The organism is Enterobacter vonholyi (assembly GCF_008364555.1).
In the GTDB taxonomy this organism is placed as follows: domain Bacteria; phylum Pseudomonadota; class Gammaproteobacteria; order Enterobacterales; family Enterobacteriaceae; genus Enterobacter; species Enterobacter vonholyi.
In genome coordinates, this window is the sequence record NZ_VTUC01000006.1 from 558,204 (window position 1) to 576,628 (window position 18,425).

The 18,425-nt window shown below is 56.8% G+C and carries 16 protein-coding genes; 9 read left to right on the forward strand and 7 right to left on the reverse strand.

Annotated features, from left to right (window positions below):
- The first annotated feature begins 4 nt into the window (after positions 1-4).
- From F0319_RS11355 to F0319_RS11375, 5 genes are read left to right on the forward strand one after another with little or no spacing between them, the layout of a single operon-like run.
- Positions 5-949 (forward strand): ABC transporter permease, encoded by a 945-nt coding sequence (locus F0319_RS11355; RefSeq protein WP_149366964.1) that lies wholly within the window; start codon positions 5-7, stop codon positions 947-949.
- Positions 946-1,797 carry an ABC transporter permease gene (locus tag F0319_RS11360; protein WP_149366965.1) on the forward strand — a complete coding sequence of 284 codons (852 nt, stop codon included), beginning with the start codon at positions 946-948 and terminating at the stop codon, positions 1,795-1,797. Before F0319_RS11355 ends, F0319_RS11360 begins: the two co-directional genes overlap by 4 nt.
- Complete coding sequence (locus F0319_RS11365) at positions 1,794-3,401, forward strand: dipeptide ABC transporter ATP-binding protein (protein WP_149366966.1); 1,608 nt, start codon at positions 1,794-1,796, stop codon at positions 3,399-3,401. Before F0319_RS11360 ends, F0319_RS11365 begins: the two co-directional genes overlap by 4 nt.
- Positions 3,398-4,387: a putative FMN-dependent luciferase-like monooxygenase gene (locus F0319_RS11370; protein ID WP_149366967.1), complete on the forward strand. Its 990-nt coding sequence runs from the start codon at positions 3,398-3,400 to the stop codon at positions 4,385-4,387. The genes F0319_RS11365 and F0319_RS11370 overlap by 4 nt, the downstream gene beginning before the upstream one ends.
- Positions 4,388-4,397: 10 nt before the next feature.
- Positions 4,398-5,489: an alkylhydroperoxidase domain protein gene (locus F0319_RS11375; RefSeq protein WP_149366968.1), complete on the forward strand. Its 1,092-nt coding sequence runs from the start codon at positions 4,398-4,400 to the stop codon at positions 5,487-5,489.
- 6 nt (positions 5,490-5,495) lie between these two features.
- Here the strand turns inward: F0319_RS11375 and araJ are convergent, their stop codons facing one another.
- From araJ to F0319_RS11390, 3 genes are all read right to left on the reverse strand, one after another.
- Positions 5,496-6,671, reverse strand: a complete 1,176-nt coding sequence (gene araJ, locus F0319_RS11380; protein ID WP_149366969.1) for an MFS transporter AraJ — start codon at positions 6,669-6,671, stop codon at positions 5,496-5,498.
- Between the two features lie 188 nt (positions 6,672-6,859).
- Positions 6,860-7,366, reverse strand: a complete 507-nt coding sequence (locus tag F0319_RS11385; protein WP_111963625.1) for a YqhG/Tai3 family protein — start codon at positions 7,364-7,366, stop codon at positions 6,860-6,862.
- Complete coding sequence (locus F0319_RS11390) at positions 7,366-7,734, reverse strand: hypothetical protein (RefSeq protein ID WP_021240196.1); 369 nt, start codon at positions 7,732-7,734, stop codon at positions 7,366-7,368. Before F0319_RS11390 ends, F0319_RS11385 begins: the two co-directional genes overlap by 1 nt.
- 261 nt (positions 7,735-7,995) lie before the next feature.
- On the opposite strand from F0319_RS11390, the gene ppk2 reads away from it, so the two are divergent.
- Positions 7,996-8,814, forward strand: a complete 819-nt coding sequence (gene ppk2, locus F0319_RS11395; protein WP_111963626.1) for a polyphosphate kinase 2 — start codon at positions 7,996-7,998, stop codon at positions 8,812-8,814.
- A 58-nt stretch (positions 8,815-8,872) separates the two neighbouring features.
- On the opposite strand, the gene fdnI is transcribed toward ppk2, so the two are convergent.
- The 3 genes from fdnI to fdnG are packed head-to-tail and all read right to left on the reverse strand — an operon-like array spanning position 8,873 to position 13,465.
- Positions 8,873-9,529 carry a formate dehydrogenase-N subunit gamma gene (fdnI, locus tag F0319_RS11400; RefSeq protein ID WP_111963627.1) on the reverse strand — a complete coding sequence of 219 codons (657 nt, stop codon included), beginning with the start codon at positions 9,527-9,529 and terminating at the stop codon, positions 8,873-8,875.
- A complete protein-coding gene (gene fdxH / locus F0319_RS11405; RefSeq protein ID WP_111963628.1) occupies positions 9,522-10,406 on the reverse strand; it encodes a formate dehydrogenase subunit beta in 885 nt (294 codons plus the stop codon). Before fdxH ends, fdnI begins: the two co-directional genes overlap by 8 nt.
- An 11-nt stretch (positions 10,407-10,417) precedes the next feature.
- The gene (fdnG, locus tag F0319_RS11410) at positions 10,418-13,465 is read right to left on the reverse strand and encodes a formate dehydrogenase-N subunit alpha (protein ID WP_149366970.1); all 3,048 of its coding nucleotides are present in this window, start codon (positions 13,463-13,465) and stop codon (positions 10,418-10,420) included.
- 221 nt (positions 13,466-13,686) lie between these two features.
- Here fdnG and yddG point away from each other — a divergent pair, with 221 nt between their 5' ends.
- Both yddG and F0319_RS11420 read left to right on the forward strand, forming a co-directional pair.
- Complete coding sequence (gene yddG / locus F0319_RS11415) at positions 13,687-14,565, forward strand: aromatic amino acid DMT transporter YddG (protein WP_111963630.1); 879 nt, start codon at positions 13,687-13,689, stop codon at positions 14,563-14,565.
- Positions 14,566-15,194: 629 nt separating this feature from the next.
- The gene (locus F0319_RS11420; RefSeq protein ID WP_033145646.1) at positions 15,195-16,304 is read left to right on the forward strand and encodes a porin OmpC; all 1,110 of its coding nucleotides are present in this window, start codon (positions 15,195-15,197) and stop codon (positions 16,302-16,304) included.
- A 54-nt stretch (positions 16,305-16,358) separates the two neighbouring features.
- Here the strand turns inward: F0319_RS11420 and F0319_RS11425 are convergent, their stop codons facing one another.
- Positions 16,359-17,303 carry a LysR substrate-binding domain-containing protein gene (locus tag F0319_RS11425; protein WP_127731023.1) on the reverse strand — a complete coding sequence of 315 codons (945 nt, stop codon included), beginning with the start codon at positions 17,301-17,303 and terminating at the stop codon, positions 16,359-16,361.
- A 170-nt stretch (positions 17,304-17,473) separates the two neighbouring features.
- Here F0319_RS11425 and F0319_RS11430 point away from each other — a divergent pair, with 170 nt between their 5' ends.
- Positions 17,474-18,424, forward strand: coding sequence for a branched-chain amino acid ABC transporter permease (locus tag F0319_RS11430; RefSeq protein WP_149366971.1), 951 nt, complete (start codon positions 17,474-17,476; stop codon positions 18,422-18,424).
- Position 18,425: the final 1 nt, after the last annotated feature.

Sequence of the window (18,425 nt, forward strand, 5' to 3'; positions counted from 1 at the left end):
GACGATGCGCCACGCACTTCTTCAACGCTTTGGTCACGGGCTGCTGGTACTGTGGGCCGCCTTTACCCTCTCGTTCGTGTTGCTCCAGGTGCTGCCGGGCGACGCGGTGCTGATTAAATTTCAGAACCCGGACCTGGGCTTAAGCCCGGCGCAAATTGAGGAGATGCGCGTGGCCTACGGCGCGGACAGCCCGCTGTGGCAGCAATACGGCCATACGCTGCTGGCGATGCTGCGCGGGGATTTCGGCTATTCGTTACAGGCCGGGGTGCCGGTCAGCGAGCTGATTGCCAGCAATCTGCCGGATACCCTGAGCCTCGCCCTGCCCGCCTTTTTACTCGCGGTTCTGCTGGCGTTTGCGCTGGCCTTTGCGTCGCGTCTGCCGGGTCTGCGCTGGCTGAGCAATACCCTCCAGTCTCTGCCGGTCCTGTTTATCTCTTTACCGACGTTCTGGCTGGGGATTGCCCTCATCCAGCTCTTTTCTTTTCAGCTGCGGCTGATCCCGGTGATTAACCCGACGCCGCTGCAGGGGCTGATCCTGCCGATCGTGACCGTCGCGATCCCGATCTCCGCCCCGCTGGCACAAATCCTGATGCGCAGCCTCGACCAGGTGGCGACGCAGCCGTTTGTTGCCGTAGCCCGGGCCAAAGGGCTGAGTGAAACCGCCGTGCTGTGGCGTCACGTGACCCGCAACGCCCTGCTGCCTGTCCTGAACATTGCCGGGCTGCTGCTGGGCGAGCTGATTGCCGGGGCGCTGATCACGGAAACCGTTTTTGGCCGCAGCGGGCTCGGGCAGCTGACCCAGCAGGCGGTGAATAACCAGGATATTGCCGTGCTTCAGGCGGTAGTAATGATTTCCGCCCTCGGCTTTGTCCTGATCAACCTGCTGGTGGACCTGCTTATGCCGCTGCTGGATCCCCGTCTGCAAACCGTTACCGGAGGTGCATCATGAGCCTGGTCGATTACGCTGCCGCCGCGCGAAAACGCGTTCCCGGCTGGCAGGGCGTCGCGTGGCAGCCCGGACTGTGGCTGGCATGGGCGGTAATTATCATTGCGATTTTCGCCGCCGTGGCGCCCGGCCTGTTAACCCACTACAGCCCGATTGAGGGCATCGCCGGAGCGCAACGTCTGGCGCCGCAGGCGGGACACTGGCTCGGCACCGATCAGCTTGGCCGCGATGTTTACACCCGTATTGTGTACGGTGCGTCCCACTCCCTGAGCGCGGCGCTAGCTGCCGTCACGATGGGGCTGGTGGTCGGCACAGGTCTGGGGGTCATCGCCGGAGCGTTCGCCGGACGCGTCGAGTCTTTCCTGATGCGTTTTGTCGACGTGCTGTTGTCCATTCCGTCACTGCTGCTCTCGCTGACGGTTATTATTCTGCTCGGGTTTGGCACCGTTAACGCCGCCATTGCCGTCGGCGTGGCCTCTATCGCCAGCTTCGCCCGCCTCGCGCGCGGTGAAGTGGTGCGCATCCGCCATACGGATTACGTCGAAGCGGCGTTTGGCAGCGGCGGGACGTTTTTCGCCGTGCTGTGGCGACACATCCTGCCCAACGCGTTAACCGCCGTTCTTGCCTTTGCCACGCTCCAGTTTGGTCAGGCTATCCTGGCCCTTTCAACGCTGAGCTTTCTCGGCTATGGCACCCCGCCGCCCGTGCCGGAATGGGGATTATTGATCGCCGAAGGCCGTAACTATCTCTCTACCGCCTGGTGGTTAACCACCTTCCCCGGCGTGGTCGTCATCGCCGTCGTGCTTGCCACCAACCGTATCAGCCAGCAGTTCAGCGGAGGCCTGAAATGACCGTACTCTCGGTAGAAAACCTGACCATCAGCTACCGTACCGCGCGCCAGTGGCGCGAGGTGGTGCATAACGTCAGCTTTACCCTCAGGCGAGGGGAAATGCTGGCGTTTGTCGGCGAATCCGGATCCGGCAAAACGACCACGGCACAGGCGATCATTGGCCTGCTGGCGGATAACGCCCGTCGCGATGCGGGGAAAATCGTGCTCAACGACGAGGAGATTAGCCGGTGGTCAGCGAAGCGTCTCGATACCCTGCGCGGGGCGCGAATCAGCTTGGTTCCGCAGGATCCGGGTAATTCACTCAACCCGGTGAAGACGATCGGTGGTCAGGTCGGGGAAATTATTCAGCTGCACCAGAAGGTAACTCGCGCCCAACGCGACGAGCTGGTGCTTGCCCTGCTGACAAAGGTCGGCCTGAGCCACCCCGAACAGCGCATGACGCAGTATCCGCACCAGCTCTCCGGCGGAATGAAACAGCGCGTGTTGATTGCCATCGCGATAGCGCTGTGTCCGGATGTCATCATTGCCGATGAGCCCACCAGCGCGCTGGACGTGACGGTGCAAAAACGTATTCTCGATCTGCTGGATATCCTGCGCCGGGAATCGGGTACTGCCGTTCTGTTTGTCACCCACGATCTGGCGCTGGCCGCTCAGCGCGCGGACAGGCTGCTGGTTTTTCGCCATGGTGAGGTTCAGGAGCACGGCGACACCGCCGACATCGTTCGCACGCCGCAGCACGCCTACACCCGCCAGCTGCTGAGCGATCTCCAGGGCCAGCGCCTGACCATCGCCCCGGTAGCCGGCCTGCCGCTCGCGTCACCGGCCATTCGCGCCCGCGCCATCAGCAAACGGTTCTCGCTGGGTAAAGGTCATCAGCTTCAGGCGCTGGATCGGGTGACGTTTGACGTCAGACGCGGCAGCACCCATGCGCTGGTCGGTGAATCCGGCTCCGGGAAGACCACCCTCGCCCGTATTTTGCTGGGTTTTGAACAGGCCGACAGCGGACAGGTCATTATTGATGACATTGATGCCACCGCGCTCAGCCGCGAGGCCCGTCGTCAGCTGCGCCAGAAGATCCAGTTTGTTTACCAGAACCCGTTCGCCTCTCTCGACCCGCGTCAGACGCTGCTTGACATCATCGAAGAGCCCCTGAAGAACTTTTCCCGCCTCGCGAAGGCTGAGCGAAAGGTGCTAGTGGAAACCGTGGCGCAGCGGGTTGCGCTGCCCGTCGAACTCCTGACCCGCACCGCCAGGGAGCTATCAGGCGGTCAGCGCCAGCGCGTGGCCATCGCCCGGGCGCTGATTCTGGAGCCGACTATTCTGGTGCTGGACGAAGCCACCTCCGCGCTGGACGTCACCGTGCAGGCGCAGATCCTGGCACTGCTTCAGCAGTTACAGCAGCAGCTGGGATTAACCTACCTGTTCATCACGCACGATCTCTCCACCGTTCGCCGGATCGCCCACAGCGTCACGGTGCTGCGCAGCGGTCAGGTGGTCGAACAGGGCGACGTCGAAACCTTATTCACGTCGCCACAGAACGACTATACCCGCGAGCTGATTGCTGCCATTCCCCATTTTTCACCCGCTACGGAGGAGTTCGCATGACGCGAAAACGCCTGGGATTTTTCACCCGCTTGCTTGACGACGCCACGCCGAAGGAGCGCTATCGTCTGGCAACCGAACAGATCCGCCACGCCGAACGCCACGGTTTTGACAGCGCCTGGATTGCTCAGCACCACTTCCATGAAAGTGAAGGCGGCCTGCCGTCGCCGCTGCTATTTCTGGCACACGTAGCCGCACATACCGAAACCATTCGACTCGGCACGGCCATCATTACCCTGCCGATGGAAAACCCGCTGCGCGTCGCAGAAGATGCCGCGGTGCTGGATTTACTCGCCGATGGACGTCTCGAAGCCGGTTTTGGTTCGGGCGGCACGCCGACCTCTTTCCTGCCGTTCGGACTGACGTTCGAACAGCGCGGCGCGGCCTTTGCTGACCATCTACATGTGATCCAGAGCGCCTGGCGCGGGGATTCGCTCACCCATCCGGATAACCACCTGTACCCGCCAGCGCCACAGCTTGCTGACCGGATCTGGATTGCCACCTTTTCCGTCGACGGTGCCGTTCGCGCCGCGCGGGCCGGACACGGTTTGATGCTCTCCCGCACGCAGCCGCGCCCGGCAGACCAGTTGGATTTAACGCTCGACGCGATCCAGAACCCGATTGTGGATGCCTACCTTGAGGCGCTGCCTGCGGGCATCGCACCGCGCATTCTTGCCTCACGTACCGCGTTCGTCGCCGACAGCGATGACTATGCGCTGAAAGTTGCGACGCCGGGCCTCACGAAACAGGCACAGCAGCATCGCGCTGCCGGACACGCGGTTAAAGGTGACACCGTCACAGATTTTCGTCGCCAGTTCGACGCCCACATCGGTTCGCCCGAGACGGTGCTGCGTTCGCTGCAGGCCGATTCCGTTCTCCGGCGCGCCACGGACATCTCATTCCAGGTCCATTCGGTCGAGCCCATCCATCGCGACACGCTGCGCTCTATCGAACTGATCGCCGAACATATTGCCCCCCACATCCTTTGAGGAGACACCTATGTCATTAAGTCACGACATTCTCGCCGAGCTGGCGGAAATTAAACCCGGTTCCCCTCTGGCAGAGGCGCGCGCCACGCGGGACGCCGCCACAAGACACGCGCAGGGCAGCTACGAAATCTTATTTACCCAGCAGGACAGCGATTTTGCGCTGGACGAACGCTTCGCCGTCGCGGCAAAAGTCGCCAGGTGGCACAACGCGGAGGCGCTGGCCGCACACTATGCGGGGTTTGGCCTGGCAGACCCGACCTCCGACCGTCTGACCCCGGCGCTGAACTTCGCGCGCCTGCTGACCTTCTCTCCCGTCGAAGCCACGCCCGCATCGTTAAAGGCGCTGACCCAGGCGGGATGGAACAAAGAAGGTATCGTGACCCTGGCGCAGCTGATCGCCTTTGTCAGCTTCCAGAGCCGACTGATTGCCGGGCTGCGGCTGCTGAACGACAGGCCAGTCGCCACAAGCGATGCCCCGGTGGCGGCAGGCGTCTGGCACACGACCGCAACCACGGCCACCGGCAAGGCGGCTCCCGTCGCCTTCACCCAGCAGGAACTGGGCTGGGAACCATGGATCGCCGCCAAACCTCTGGCGGATTTTCGTGATGACGAGGTTGCGATCCTGGCGAAGTTTGGCCACACCGATTCCGACTATTTCCGCCTGCTGGGCCGCAACCTGCCGGTGCTTGAACAGCGCACGCTAACGGATAAAGGGATTTTTTATACGCCGGGGGGATTGCCGCGCGCCGAGCGCGAGCTGGCCGCAACGGTCGCCAGTAAAATTAACGGCTGCATCTACTGCGCATCTGTCCATGCGCGGAAAGCGAGCCAGCTGTCAAAGGATGACGCTGCGGTAGAGGCCCTGCTGGCCGTGCGTCCAGGACAATCCCTGAGCGAGGGACAATCTGCGCGCTGGCAGGCGGAGATAAATTTTGCGGCGGCGCTATCGGTTACTCCGCCTGCCGCCACGCCGCTGCACCTTGCCGCGCTTGAAAAAGAGGGGCTGGACACCTTAGCCCAGCTTGACCTGGTGCAGTCCGCCGCGTTCTTCGCATGGGCGAACCGACTGATGCTGACCCTGGGCGAGCCCTGGCTTGCCTGAATTCGATCAGGCTAGCGCGCGAGCGTTAGCCTGAGCCCGTCTGGCCCGCAGGTAACCGTAGATCAACAGCGCGCTCATGGCCGAGAACGAGAGTATCGCCGCAGGCAGCGTGACGTAGCGCCAGCTAAAGCCGAGGGTAATCATCATCCCGCCAAAATATGCACCGATCGCGCTGCCGAGATTAAACGCCATCTGCCCGCCCGCGGCACCCAGCATCTCACCGCCCTTCGCATTTTGCAGAAGCAGAATTTGTAGCGGCGCAGAGAGCGCAAACAGCCCGGCACAACAGATAAAACCCATGACCAGCGAGGCCGTTTTCAGTTCGCCACAGGCGAAAAGCAGCAGCAGCGAGGCGACAATCACCATGTCGGTGGTCGCCGCAATGCGCAGCGGGCTAAAGCGTCCCGAGAGCTTGCCGCTCAACAGGTTGCCCAACACCATGCCAAGCCCCATTAGCATCATGATGGCCGTCATCACCCCTTCTGAAAAACCGGAGACGTTGACCATAAACGGCTTAACGAAGCTGAACCACGCGAACACACCGGCATTGCCAAACATGGTGGCGGCAAAAATCAGCCAGGGTTCTGGTTTTTTCAGAAAGTGGAACTGCTCGGTTAATTTAATTTCCGATGTGTCGCGGATGTTCGGCACCCAGATCAGCACCGAGAGGATCACCAGCGCATCGAACAGGGCTATCAGGAAAAAGGTATAACGCCAGCTGAACTGATGCCCCAGCCAGGTGCCGAGCGGCACACCCACCAGGTTGGCGACGGTCATTCCGGCGATCATCCCGGCCACCGCGACCGTCACCTTACCCGGCGGCGCGATTTTAGAAAGAATAATCGCCCCGACGCCGAAAATGGCGCCGTGCGGGAAACCGGAAATCAAGCGCCCGGTCGCCAGCCAGAAATATGACGTAGAAAACGTAAACAGAGCGTTCCCAACCGCGCACAGGGCAACCAGAAACAGCAGCGTAGTTTTTAAGGAGAACCTGCCTGAGAAAAGCGCCACAATCGGGGCGCCAATCACCACGCCGAAGGCGTAAAACGAGATCATATTCCCGGCGGAGGGAATCGAAATACCGCTGTCATGCGCCAGCTCGGTTAACACGCCCATAATGCCAAATTCAGCCATGCCAAGGCCAAATGTGCCAAGCGCCAGCGAAAATAATGTCTTTTTCATGCCTCAACCACGGGTTAATCACTCGCAGCGGGCATTATTGAATAATCTTGTATGGTGAGCCAGTTCAAATCAGATGGCTGACAGGTTAATCCATTAATTCAGGAGTTTTCTCCAACCGCGACACGGGGCAATGGAAAACAAAAAGCCCCGGCAGGCGTCAGGGCTTTAAAGGGTTTAAGGTCTGGCTTTTACGGTGTGCTTTCTGCCGCTGCTTTAGCGCGTGTAATCGCGCCAGCATTGAAAATTGGGTGCTCGTGATTGTTCGTTACGTCACGAACGCGGTAAATTTTCCATGCATCATCTTCACGACGAAGAAATACCTCCAGGTGAATGCTTCTCCCGTTACCCGCCCCTTCAATAACCTGGACTGCTTCACCGTTTAAAAATGACCTGGCGTTTTCCACTCGTAACGCAGGTATCCATTCACGAGAATAATCTTGGGTATACGTAAAATAGTCAGACTCTATTAACTCCTGTTCAGAGATTTCCTGAATGGTATTAATGCGAGCAATCGTATCAGCAGAAACATATTTACGCAGTTCGTCGGCAGGATAAGGCCTGGTTTCATCGCTGCCGAATACGGAAAGATAGGATTTATAAAATGATTCAGTAGCGTCTTGTGCGCTACGTTCTTGATTGGCAGCCGAACTACATCCCACCAGCAACATAACGAATGATAACAATATCCTTTTCATCAATGCATCCTGTAAATTTTAAAGGATGGTTGCATTTTGCGGTATCCAGGCCCCGGATACATACTTTTTTGAACGAAATCAGAAATCCATTGTGTACCGTCATACATAGTCATGTGGCCTATGCCATTTCCACCAGGGTATGGCTGTATCACGGCCACATCACCAGCAATTAACGTTGAACCGGGCGGCAGCTCACTGAATCCAGCACGTAATAATTCAACCCCATAATCTTTTGCATAATCTGTGTTCGCTACCTTAACACCGCCAGCCAGAATGGCAAGGCGGGTAAACTTGGCACATTCACTATGAGAGCGCCCCAGAGCGTGTGAACGGAGATACGAAACCGCAGCGTCTTTATTCCAACTCATTCTTAGTTCCTTTAAGTAAATAAGAATGAAATTAACGCATTAACCACATATAAAGAGCGGGATTAAACGTGCTGATTTTATTGAATCCTCAGCATTCTAATAGGGGAACGGGTGCTAAGCACCTTCGTGAATACCTCATTATCTGCTTAAAAAAGTGTCGTGAAATTAATTACCTAAAAACAATACGTTTAATATCAGGTGGATTACACTTCATAGTGCGGCCTCGCTTTTTCCACGCCGGACAACCTGAGGATGACAATTATGGGAAGCAAAAAGAAAGCCCCTGTCGCTGTTGATGTCGTATCGAATGCACCGCTTAAGACCAAAGAGTATGAAAAAGAGCTCCGCCGCCTGCACGTCGAACTGGTTAAGCTCCAGCAGTGGGTCGTCGCCAAAGGGTTAAAAGTGTGTATTGTTTTTGAAGGACGCGATGGTGCAGGCAAAGGCGGCACCATTAAAGCGATCACCGAGCGCGTCAGCCCGCGCGTGTTTCGCGTTGTTGCGCTCCCTGCCCCGACGGAAAAGGAAAAAAGCCAGCTCTACTTCCAGCGCTATGTGCCGCACCTGCCCTCGGCGGGTGAAATCGTGATCTTCGATCGCAGCTGGTATAATCGCGCGGGCGTGGAGCGGGTGATGGGGTTCTGCACGGAGGAACAGGCGGAGAAATTTTTGGACGGCGCGCCGGTTATGGAAAAAGCGATGGTCGATGCCGGAATTATCCTGCTGAAGTACTGGCTGGAGGTGACGCCGAAAGAGCAGGAGCGGCGCCTGCGCGACCGTATTAACGATGGTCGTAAAATCTGGAAGCTATCACCGATGGATATTAAATCCTTTAACCTGTGGGATGAGTATACCCTTGCGCGCGACGCCATGTTTGAAGCCACCGATACCGCCTGGGCGCCGTGGTTTGTGGCACGTTCAGAGGATAAAAAACGCGTGCGCCTGAATATTATTTCGCATCTGCTTTCGCAGATACCGTATAAAGAAATTCACGTCGACAAGGTGGATTTACCGAAGCGCAAAATCGGCAAAGTCAAACCCACAAAATACCCGTTCCGCTATGTGGAAGAGCGGTTCTGATTTGAAGAGTAGGCCCGCGCAAGCGCAGCGCCGCCGGGCAGAGCCGACGGCGCAGGTCTTACTTGATCCCTTCCGTACTTTCCTGTTTCGCTTCCAGCCGTTCCACGTCACGATACCAGCGCGGATGGTGTTTCTGCGCCCAGCGGCGGCTCACCTTCCCTTCAATCATCCCTTTAATCGATCCTTTCACCCAGAACGCCATATACATATGGATCAGGATGGCGTGAATCAGAATGATGGCCGACGTCGCGTGGATCAGCAGCGCGTAGCGAATCACCTGTATCGGGAAGTAGTGTGCAAAATACGGACGCCAGATAATCACCCCGGTCACCAGCAGCACAAAAATCATGCTCATGATGGTCCAGAACATCATCTTTTGCCCGGCATTGTATTTCCCCACCTTAGCCACTTTGTGCTCGTTGCCCTTCAGGACTTCGACGATCCCTTTCACCCACGGGATATCCTGCTTGTCCGGGATGTTATGATGGACGAAGCGCACGAACATAAACATCAGCACCACGAAAATCAGCACGCCGAAGAACGGGTGCAGAATGCGCCCCATCTGCGGCGTACCGAAAGTTTCGGTCAGCCACTGCAGCGTCGGGAAGAAGAACGAAATTCCCGACACCGCCACCAGGAAGAAGCAGATCACCACCGTCCAGTGACAGGCGCGGTCGACAAACTTTGTGCGCACTATCATTTTCGACTTACTCATGATGCTCCTCCTCGTCGTCATCCACCTCTTTGTTTGGCCCGATACCGATGTAGTGATAAATCAACCCAGCGAAGGTGGCGATAAAGCCCGCCGCGGAGAGCGGCTTGAGCGCCCCTTTCCAGAGGTTAATGGAGGTATCGATCGCCGGATCCTTCGGCAGGTTGTGGTACAGCTCGGGCTGGTCGCTATGGTGCAGCACATACATCACGTGCGTGCCGCCCACGCCCTGCGGGTTGTAAATGCCCGCATTCTGATAACCACGTGCTTTCAGCTTGTCGACCCGCGCCTGCGCCACGTCCAGCATCTCTTTTTTGGTGCCGAAGTGGATTGCCCCGGTCGGACAGGTCTTCACACAGGCAGGCTCCTGCCCGACGCTGACGCGGTCCACGCACAGGGTACATTTGTATACCCGGTTATCCTCTTTATTGAGGCGCGGGACATTAAACGGACACCCCGCAATGCAGTACCCGCAGCCGATGCAGTTGTCCTGCTGGAAATCGACTATCCCGTTGGCGTACTGAATAATCGCGCCAGCAGACGGGCACGCCTTCAGGCAGCCCGGATCCTCGCAGTGCATGCAGCCGTCTTTGCGGATGAGCCACTCCAGCCTGCCGTTCTGGTCGGTTTCGCTAAAACGCATCACCGTCCAGGATTTAGCGCTCAGATCCGCCGGATTATCGTAGACCCCAACGCAGTGCCCCACCTCGTCGCGGATGTCGTTCCACTCCGAGCACGCCACCTGGCAGGCCTTACAGCCCACGCAGGAGGAGACGTCGATAAGCTTGGCGACCTCTGCCTTGTAGTCCCGCGCGCGGGGCGCGGGAGTTATCGGGTTGGTCGCGGAGCGTTTGATAACGTCTTGTGTTTCCATCGCCATTGAATCGCTCCTTACGCTTTCTCGATGTTGACCAGAAACGCCTTGTACTCCGGCGTTTGCGAGTTGGAATCCCCGACGTTTGGCGTCAGGGTATTGGCGATGTAGCCTTTCTGCGCAACGCCTTCAAAGCCCCAGTGAAGCGGGATACCGACGGTTTCCACCTGCTGACCATGCACGTTCAGCGACTGCAAACGACGGGTCACCACCGCCACCGCGCGAATAAAGCCGCGCTTGCTGCTCACCTTCACGCGGTCGCCGTTGGCAATGCCTTTCGCCTTCGCCAGCGTCTCGCTGATCTCCACAAACTGTTCCGGCTGCGCGATGGCGTTAAGCCGCGCGTGCTTGGTCCAGGTATGGAAATGCTCGGTCAGGCGGTAGGTCGTTCCCACGTATGGGAATTTGTCCTTTTTGCCCAGACGCAGCGCGTCGTCTTCGTAGATACGCACCACCGGGCTGGAGACCACGTTCGGGTGCAGTGGGTTTGTCCCCAGCGGCGTTTCCATCGGCTCGTAGTGCTCCGGGAACGGCCCTTCCGCCAGCTTGTTGAGAGCAAACAGACGTCCCAGCCCTTCCGGCTGCATAATAAACGGCCCGGTGCTGCTGCCCGGCGCGGCGGTGTTGTAGTCAGGGATATCGTTCCCCGTCCATTTCGCCCCGTTCCACTGGATCAGCATGCGTTTCGGATCCCACGGCTTGCCGTTAATATCCGCCGATGCACGGTTGTACAGCACGCGACGATTCAGCGGCCACGCCCATGCCCAGCCCAGGGTGTTGCCCAGCCCGGACGGGTCGGCGTTGTCGCGGTTGGCCATCTGGTTGCCCTGCTCCGTCCAGCTGCCGGTGTAGATCCAGCACGACGATGCCGTGGTGCCGTCATCGCGCAGCAGCGCAAAGCTGTTCAGCAGCTGGCCCTTTTTCGCCACCAGGTTGCCGCTCGGGTCATACAGATCCGCCAGCGCCACGCCGTTATTCTCTTTGGCGACTTCCTCTGACTCAGGACGATCGGGCTGCTTGTAGCTCCAGCTCATCTTCAGCAGCGGCTCCGCGCCTTTACCGCCTTCGGTGCGGTACATCTCGCGCAGGCGGTGGTAAATCCCGGCGAGGATCTCGCCGTCGTTACGCGCTTCGCCCGGTGCGTCCTGGCCTTTCCAGTGCCACTGCAGCCAGCGGCCGGAGTTGGCAATGGAGCCGTCCTCTTCCGCAAAGCAGGTGGACGGCAGGCGGAACACTTCGGTCTGAATCGACGCCGGATCGACATCGTTTGATTCCCCGTGGTTCTGCCAGAAGGTGGAGGTCTCGGTCACCAGCGGATCGATAACCACCATGTACTTCAGCTTGCTCAGGCTGCGAACGACTTTGTTTTTGTCCGGGAAAGAGGCTACCGGGTTGAAGCCCTGGCAGATATAGCCCGTGACGTCGCCCTTATCCATCATGTTGAAATACTTGATGACGTCATAAGCCTGATCCCACTTCGGCAGCCATTCAAAGCCCCAGTCGTTCTCTTTCTGCGCCGCATCGCCGTAGAAGGATTTCATCAGGCTGACGTAGAACTTCGGATAGTTGCTCCAGTAGTTCACCTGGTCCGGCAGCGTCGCTTTTGGCGTATTGGCCTCAAGATACGTTTGCAGATCGGCCTGTTTTTCAGACGGCAGCGTCAGGTAGCCCGGGAGGCTGGTCGAGAGCAGGCCGAGGTCGGTTAAGCCCTGAATATTGGAGTGACCGCGCAGCGCGTTCACGCCGCCACCGGCCATCCCCATATTGCCGAGCAGCAGCTGGATCATCGCCATGGTACGGATGTTCTGCGCGCCCACGGTGTGCTGCGTCCAGCCCAGCGCGTACAGGAACGTGGTGGTTCTGTCGGCGGCGCTGGTGGAAGCCAGTACCTCACACACCTTAAGGAAGTCCGCTTTCGGCGTGCCGCAGATGTTCTCCACGACGTCCGGCGTATAGCGGGAGACGTGCTGCTTCAGCAGGTTCCACACGCAGCGCGGATGCGTGAGCGTTTCATCGCGCATCGCGTAGCCGTTTTCATCGAACTGATAGTTCCAGGATGTTTTATCGTACTGGCGCTTTTCGGCGTCATAGCCGCTAAACAGCCCGTCATCGAAGGCAAAATCATCCCGCACCAGCAGGTTCGCGTTGGTGTAGTGCTTAACGTATTCCGCGTTAATTTTGTTGTTTTCGATCAGGTACAGCAGCACACCGGACAGGAACGTAATGTCCGTACCGGAGCGGATTGGCGCATAGATATCGGCCACCGATGCCGTACGCGTAAAGCGCGGATCGACGACGATAAGCGTCGCATCGTTGTTGTTTTTCGCTTCCATCGCCCAGCGGAACCCCACCGGATGGGCTTCAGCGGCGTTACCGCCCATCACCACCACGACGTTAGCGTTTTTGATATCAACCCAGTGGTTGGTCATCGCACCGCGACCAAATGTTGGAGCAAGACTTGCTACCGTTGGTCCGTGTCAGACGCGCGCCTGGTTGTCTACCGCCAGCATGCCGAGAGAGCGCACAAACTTTTGCGTCAGCATGCCGGTTTCATTACTGGCCGCAGAGGCACACAGCATCCCGGTGGAAAGCCAGCGGTTGACCGTTACACCCTGCGCGTTCTTTTCAATAAAGTTGGCATCGCGGTCGGCTTTCATTAACGCTGCTATACGGAAGAAGGCCTCATCCCAGGAGATACGCTGCCATTTATCAGAACCCGGCGCGCGGTATTCCGGGTAGCGCAGGCGGTTTTCGCTGTGAACGTAGTCCAGCAGCCCCGCCCCTTTCGGGCATAACGCCCCGCGGCTCACCGGATGATCCGGATCCCCTTCAATGTGGTAAATCGCTTCTCTGGCGTTCTTCGCGCCATCGCCCAGGCTATACATTAAAAGCCCACAACCCACGGAGCAGTATGTGCAGGTGTTACGGATCTCTTTCGCGCGCAGCAGCTTATAGTTGCGTGCCTGAGCCAGCGCCATTTTGGGGGCAAATCCCAGCATGGCTGCCGTTGTTCCGGCCATACCGCCCGCGCAGATTTTAAAAAATTGTCTGCGGCTGACGTCCATTGTTGTCCTCGTTATCTGAAAACATTTCGCGCCGCAAACTAACAGCAAAGCCCCTGATTTTTTTGCGTCAAATCAAGGTCATCTGCCTTCCCCCCCTTAATAGTCACCCCCGGAACATTTCATTACCCCTTTTTGATTAACGGTTTAAGAGAATAATTCACGACAGCGACAGGCGTAATACGATACATTTTTCCTTTGATTTTTATTGCGATGACGAAGTAATGGACAGAAAGAGAGCAACGCTTATTGGGCTGGCGGCGATATTGTTATGGAGCACCATGGTCGGCCTTATTCGCAGCGTGAGTGAGGGGCTTGGGCCGGTAGGCGGTGCGGCGATGATTTACACTCTCAGCGGATTACTATGTCTGGTGACGGTAGGATTTCCTGATATCAGGCGGTTTTCACTCCGCTATCTTATTGCCGGCAGCGTTTTATTTGTCAGCTACGAAATATGTCTGGCGCTGTCGCTGGGCTATGCCGCGACGCGCGCTCAGGCGATTGAAGTCGGTATGGTGAATTACCTTTGGCCAAGCCTGACGATCGTATTTGCGATTTTGTTCAACGGGCAAAAGTCTACCCTGTGGGTGCTCCCCGGCCTGGTCATTTCGCTGCTGGGCGTCTGCTGGGTATTGGGCGGTGAAGAAGGGTTACATCTTGAGGAAATAACCCGCAATGTCGTTTCCAGCCCCCTGAGCTACGCGCTGGCGTTCGCCGGGGCCTTTATCTGGGCTGCCTACTGCACGGTAACCAGCAAATTTGCGAAAGGACAAAACGGTATTACCCTGTTTGTTTTGCTGACCGCGCTGAGCCTGTGGGTGAAATATTTTCTGAGCGATCAGCCCGAGATGGTGTTCACGCTTCCGGTGGTGGTGAAGCTCGTCATGTGCGGGATCGCGCTTGGGTTTGGTTACGCCGCATGGAATATTGGCATTCTGCACGGGAACGTCACGGTTCTGGCTGCCGTATCCTATTTTACCCCCGTGCTCTCTGCCGCGCTTGCCGCCGCGGTGCTAAGCTCTCCCCTTTCATTCTCGTTCTGGCAAGGGGCGCTGATGGTCTGCGCCGGGTCGTTGCTCTGCTGGTACGCAACAAGACAATAGCGCCTCTCCAGCGGCCGGGTTAATTTCAACCCGGCAACATAATTAACATAAATTTAAAATGTGATCGCACCTCAGAATATTTATCATAATAATAGAGCGTCTGTTTAAGTTCGGTTTATATTGAGCGCCTTCTGTAAAGCCACCTGAAGCGAGTTGACGTAAACTGACAACCCAGTGAAATTAGTCAGTAATAAACATTAACGCTCTGCATAGCATTACATGCAATAATTCAGCCCTGGCAGCTTTAATGGAATATACGAAATAGACGTTGAAAAATTAAATCAACCCATTGTTTTTAAGGAGAAACAGGCGATACCCCCCTGCCAAACCATCGGAAATTGCGAAATATAACGCAATAGACTAAAACCATCAGAAATTATCTTAAAAGCAATAATCCCACTGACTAAATAACCATTAATCGTATAAATTCCGGCCATATTGTTTGAATAATCGCCTTCTTGCACGATCGAGATCACACTAATTGAAATTATCTCTAATATTTTGAAACTTATTATTGAAATAAGACTACGAGATTCTTAAAAATAGCATGCCATTGACGAACAGCCTCGTTTAGAAATCGTTCACAGTGGTTCAGGAAATACTGAAAAAAATTATAAGGAATATTTAAGATGAAACTTAAATTAGTTGCAGTGGCAGTCACTTCCATGCTGGCAGCAGGCGTTGTTAACGCTGCCGAAATTTACAACAAAGACGGTAACAAGCTGGATCTGTACGGTAAAGTAACAGGTCTGCACTATTTCTCTGATGACGCTGGCGCAGATGGCGATAAAACCTACATGCGTATCGGCTTCAAGGGCGAAACCCAGGTTAACGATCAGCTGTCCGGCTACGGCCAGTGGGAATACCAGATTCAGGGTAACAAAGACGAAGGCGACAACCAGTCCTGGACCCGTGTGGCGTTTGCAGGTCTGAAGTTCGCGGAAGCAGGCTCCTTTGATTACGGTCGTAACTACGGCGTAATTTACGACGTGACCTCCTGGACCGACGTTCTGCCAGAATTCGGCGGTGACACCTACGGTGCCGACAACTTCCTGCAGTCTCGTGCTAACGGCGTTGCGACCTACCGTAACCAGGACTTCTTTGGTCTGGTTGACGGCCTGAACTTTGCTCTGCAGTACCAGGGCAAAAACGGCAGCGTAAGCGGTGAAAACACCAGCGGCCGCAGCCTGCTGAACCAGAACGGTGACGGCTACGGCGCGTCCCTGACATACGATCTGGGCGAAGGCTTCAGCGTAGGTGGTGCAATGTCCTCTTCCCGTCGTACCGCTGACCAGAATGCGGCTGGCGTATACGGTGAAGGCGACCGCGCAGAAGTATACAGCGGTGGTGTGAAATACGACGCGAACAACATTTACCTCGCGGCACAGTACTCTCAGACCTATAACGCAACCCGCTTCGGTACCTCTAACGGTAATCGCAGCGACATCTACGGCTTTGCAAACAAGGCGCAAAACTTCGAAGTTGTGGCTCAGTATCAGTTCGACTTTGGCCTGCGTCCATCCATCGCCTACCTGCAGTCTAAAGGTAAAGACATCGAAAACTTCGGCGACCAGGATCTGGTTAAATACATCGATGTTGGCACGACCTACTATTTTAACAAAAACATGTCCACCTACGTGGATTACAAAATCAACCTGCTCGACGACAACCAGTTCACTCGCCAGGCAGGCATCGGTACCGACAACATCGTTGCGCTGGGTCTGACCTACCAGTTCTAAATCTTGTCTGTACAAAAGCCAGCTGCACAAGCTGGCTTTTTTTATCTCCCTCTTTTACCCGCCAGACGACTCCCCACCCGCCGCCCGACGCAGCCAGTTTTGCAGCAGCTTGCCGTCTTCAGTCATCTCTGAGTCAGTACGCACGCAGAGGTAATAGTCGCGCCCGTCATCAATCGGCAGGTCAAATATCTTCACCAGTTCGCCGCTCTCAAGATAAGGCGCAATCAGCGGCTCACGCATTAACGCACACCCCAGACCAGCCTGAACGCCCGCCAGCGTCAGCAGACCGTCCTCAAACATCGGACCGCTGCGGCGCACGGGGCGCTTCACCCCCTGCTGTACAAACCACTGCGCCCACGTGGTGCGCTCCTCATCGTGCAGCAGCGGCATTTGCAGCAGTTGCTCGGGCGTGTCGATATGGCCGTGAATGCGCAAAAACGCGCGGCTGCACACCGGGACCATCTGACCGGAAATCAGCTTTTCGCTTTGATAGCCCGCCCACTGCCCGTTGCCAAAACGAATCGACATATCCGACGCGTCGCTCAGATAGTTACGATGGTTGGCATACACCACGTTGATCTCGGTTTGCGGATTGGCGCGCATAAACGCAGGCAAACGTGGGATAAACCACCCCATACCAAAAAGTGGGATCAGGCTGATGGTGACCTGACGCGTTTGCGCCTGCTCCGCCAGGTGCTCCGTCGCCTGGCGCAGCACGTTAAACGCCGCGCGGATAGAGCGGTAATATTCCCGCCCGTGCTGGCTCAGCACCAGCCTGCGCCCCTGACGCTCCGTGAGCGGCATTTGCAGATACCCTTCAAGCACCCTGAGCTGATGGCTTACGGCCGACGGAGAGATGTCCAGCTCCTGCGCGGCCAGCGTGACGCTGCCCAGCCGGGCGATGGCCTCGAAAGCACGTACGGCCCGAAGCGGCGGATCGTTTGCCAGTCGGCTTTCTGCATACGCCGTCAGGCTCGCCAATTGTTCTGTTTTATTCATATGTTGATTTCTTTAGGCTTTTCACCCCAAAACAGGCATTAACTATCTTCATATAAATCATAAAGATAAAACAATATTTATTTATCATAAGAAATAATAGATGCGTATTTTACAATTTAATTCATTTATTGGATGGTAGCCGCAGAACGAGCACTTTGCGGGTACAGACGTTGGATACACTCATACAACAACTGATCAACGGTGTGATGCTGGGCAGCATCTACGCGCTGATTGCGCTGGGCTATACCATGGTGTATGGCATCTTGCGCATTATTAACTTTGCTCACGGCGATATTCTGATGGTCGGTGCGCTCACCACGCTCTCCGCCATAAACGCCCTGAATACCACCTTTCCACAAATGCCGCTGCTGTTGCAGCTTGGCGTTGCCCTGGTGATTGCCATGGCCGTTTGCGCCGTGCTGGCAATGGCCGTTGAACGCTTTGCCTACCGTCGACTGCGCAACGCACCGCGCCTGGCGCCACTGATCTCGGGTATCGGCGTCTCCGTCCTGCTGCAAACCGTGGCGATGATTATCTGGACGCGCAACCCGCTGATGTTCCCGCAGATCCTGCCGATGGACCCTATCGCCGTCACGTCCGGCAGCGAAGCGCACCCGCCCGCCATCGTGACCGTTACCGGAATTGTCACCGTGGCGCTGGCACTGGCGGTGATGACCGGGCTGTGGCTGCTGGTGGAATACACCCGTCTGGGGCGCAGCATGCGCGCCGTGGCGGAAAACCCGCGCGTGGCCACGCTGATGGGGGTTAACCCAAACGCCATTATCACCCTGACGTTTGCCATTGGCGGCGTGTTCGCCGCGCTGGCAGGCGTAATGATGGCGAGCAACTACGGCAACGCCAGCTTCTCGATGGGCTTTTTGCCCGGGATCAAGGCCTTTACCGCCGCCGTGCTGGGGGGCATTGGCAACATTCGTGGCGCCATGATCGGCGGGATACTGCTCGGCATTATCGAAGCGCTGGGCGCGGGCTACCTGGGTGAACTGACCCACGGCGTATTTGGCAGCAACTATCAGGATGTCTTTGCCTTTATGGTGCTGATTCTGGTGCTGGTCTTCCGTCCGGCTGGCCTGCTGGGCGAGCGCGTGGCGCAAAGGGCGTAAG

Coding starts and splice junctions, on each gene's coding strand:
- F0319_RS11355 (WP_149366964.1), top strand. CDS start 5: ATGCGCCACGCACTTCTTCAACGCTTTGGTCACGGGCTGCTGGTACTG.
- F0319_RS11360 (WP_149366965.1), top strand. CDS start 946: ATGAGCCTGGTCGATTACGCTGCCGCCGCGCGAAAACGCGTTCCCGGC.
- F0319_RS11365 (WP_149366966.1), top strand. CDS start 1,794: ATGACCGTACTCTCGGTAGAAAACCTGACCATCAGCTACCGTACCGCG.
- F0319_RS11370 (WP_149366967.1), top strand. CDS start 3,398: ATGACGCGAAAACGCCTGGGATTTTTCACCCGCTTGCTTGACGACGCC.
- F0319_RS11375 (WP_149366968.1), top strand. CDS start 4,398: ATGTCATTAAGTCACGACATTCTCGCCGAGCTGGCGGAAATTAAACCC.
- araJ (WP_149366969.1), bottom strand. CDS start 6,671: ATGAAAAAGACATTATTTTCGCTGGCGCTTGGCACATTTGGCCTTGGC.
- F0319_RS11385 (WP_111963625.1), bottom strand. CDS start 7,366: ATGAAAAGGATATTGTTATCATTCGTTATGTTGCTGGTGGGATGTAGT.
- F0319_RS11390 (WP_021240196.1), bottom strand. CDS start 7,734: ATGAGTTGGAATAAAGACGCTGCGGTTTCGTATCTCCGTTCACACGCT.
- ppk2 (WP_111963626.1), top strand. CDS start 7,996: ATGGGAAGCAAAAAGAAAGCCCCTGTCGCTGTTGATGTCGTATCGAAT.
- fdnI (WP_111963627.1), bottom strand. CDS start 9,529: ATGAGTAAGTCGAAAATGATAGTGCGCACAAAGTTTGTCGACCGCGCC.
- fdxH (WP_111963628.1), bottom strand. CDS start 10,406: ATGGCGATGGAAACACAAGACGTTATCAAACGCTCCGCGACCAACCCG.
- yddG (WP_111963630.1), top strand. CDS start 13,687: ATGGACAGAAAGAGAGCAACGCTTATTGGGCTGGCGGCGATATTGTTA.
- F0319_RS11420 (WP_033145646.1), top strand. CDS start 15,195: ATGAAACTTAAATTAGTTGCAGTGGCAGTCACTTCCATGCTGGCAGCA.
- F0319_RS11425 (WP_127731023.1), bottom strand. CDS start 17,303: ATGAATAAAACAGAACAATTGGCGAGCCTGACGGCGTATGCAGAAAGC.